This window comes from Mesorhizobium sp. M1428 (genome assembly GCF_040317515.1).
GTDB lineage: Bacteria > Pseudomonadota > Alphaproteobacteria > Rhizobiales > Rhizobiaceae > Mesorhizobium.
In genome coordinates, this window is sequence record NZ_JAMYKT010000062.1 from 1 (window position 1) to 2,000 (window position 2,000).

Genomic DNA, 2,000 nt, shown 5'->3' on the forward strand with positions numbered 1-2,000 from the left:
CGAAGACCGATTCATTATGCACCTCCTTTTCAAATGGCGGAAAACAGCGATTCGTGGTTGTCGTCGTGGATGCGATGCGGAGTATTGCGCGCCAAATCGGCCTTGATCCGTTCGTCTTCGAGGTCGCTGGCGCGGATCTGGTAGGGTGCGCCGCGCATGACCTGCTCGGCAGGCAAGAGGCCATCCCTGATGAACCGGCGGATTTTGACGTGCGAGACTCCAAGCCGGGCGGCCGCGTCCGACATGGTGAGCCACTCGCCATTCTTGTCGGAAGAGCGATAGCCGCTGATCTTGTGCACCGTGCGCAGCGATTGGACGCGACGCGCGGTCCAGGTCTTTCCCTGACCGGTCTGCATGCCCATGCGGTTGAGTGTGGCAGCGATTTCGGCATCCGACCATCGGGTTGCCATGGATCGCATGATCGCCAGAGCCTCCTCAGGCGTACGCTGGCCATGCTCTCCGGATTTGGGCTTGCGAACCCGTACCTGCGAGTGCTGGCCTCCGTGCCAGTGGATGGTCAAGATCACGTCGCGCGCATCGTCATCGACATCCGCCACGATGTCCTTGATGAGCGCGCGCAGCAGTTGCTGACGACAGCGCATGTCGACACCCGGCGCGTTCCAGGTGGCCTCGAGATTCTGGGCGAGGCCCGTGAAGTCCGGAACCGCGTCGACAGGCTCCACACGCTGGACTTCGCTCAGCCGGGCCTCGCAGGTCTCCACGCGCCTGAGCGTGGCTTCCCAACTCCTCTCGAGCTGGGCCGCAATAAGCCGGTTCTCCGGGTCGCAAGCGGCATAGCGGCGCTCGGCGAGCGATGCCTCATAGCGCGCCTGCTGCAGGTCCATCTCGATCATCTGCCGCCGCTTGGCTTCGCTCTCCAGCTGCATCCGTTCAGCCTCCAACGCCGCTTCGATCGCCATCGGCGCAACCGCCTCCAGCGCTTCGCGGGTCACCGCCGCGTCGGTGCGAAAGCCGTTGAACGACATGCATCGCGCCTGGGCCATCATGAGGTTGCCGCGCTCGCAGCGATATACCGGATAACCTTGGCCGCGTCCGGCATACATGACAACCAGTCTTCGCCCGCATCGACCACAGGAGATGAGACCGGGGAGCAGTGCGCGACCGCCGCGGCCCGACTTGACGCCGCCGGCTTTGCCATAAGCGTTGGCCGCGAGCAGTTCCTGGTTCCGTTCGTACTCGCTCCATCCGATGTAGCCTTCGTGATGGTCGTTGAGCACCACCGCCCACTCGCTAGCCGGCTTGTAATGGCCATAGCTCTTGCGAACGCGGCCATCGACGATCTCAGTGCGCTTCTCGCTCTTACCATAGACATAGGCGCCGGCGTAGAATGGGTTCTTCAGGATCGAGATCACGTTGCGGTAGCGGATCGGAACCCAGTCGAAGGACACCATCTTCTTGCCGTCGGAGGGTCTGGGGAAATGCACGTCATCGTCGATCATCGAGATCAGGACCTGGCGCGCACTGCCGAGTTCGCGGAAGCGCGCGAATATCAGGCGAATGGTCTCCTGCAGGCGCATGTCGGGATCGAACCCGAGACCGTAATCGCGGTGCCAGACATAGCCGAAAGGCACGGAGATGCGCAGTTCCCCGCGCTGTGCCTTGGCGCGGGCGGCCTCGTACATGCGGGCACGCAGCACGCCGAGCTCGAACTCGCTGATGCTGCCCTTCATACCGAGCAGCAGGCGGTCGTTCGGCAATCCCGGATCGTAGACTCCGTCCAGATCGATCACGCGTGCATCAACTTCGCCGCACAACTCGAGCAGCCGATGCCAGTCCGGCCCGTTGCGCGACAGGCGGGACGCCTCCAGGCAAAGCACGGCGCCCACATGGCCGGTGCACAGATCGTCGACCAGGCGCTCGAAACCGGGACGCTCCACAGCCCCGCTTGCGGTTCGTCCCAGATCCTCGTCGATCACCTCTACTTTGCGGAATCCCCAGCGCCGCGCGACGTCGACAAGCTCATATTGCCGACGTTGGCT

General features: G+C 63.4%; 1 protein-coding gene. It reads right to left on the reverse strand.

What is annotated here, in order from left to right; translation table 11 throughout:
* Window positions 1-29 precede the first annotated feature (29 nt).
* The coding region (locus tag NKG60_RS32085) for a recombinase family protein (protein WP_352976680.1) at window positions 30-2,000 on the reverse strand (1,971 nt) is incomplete at its 5' end.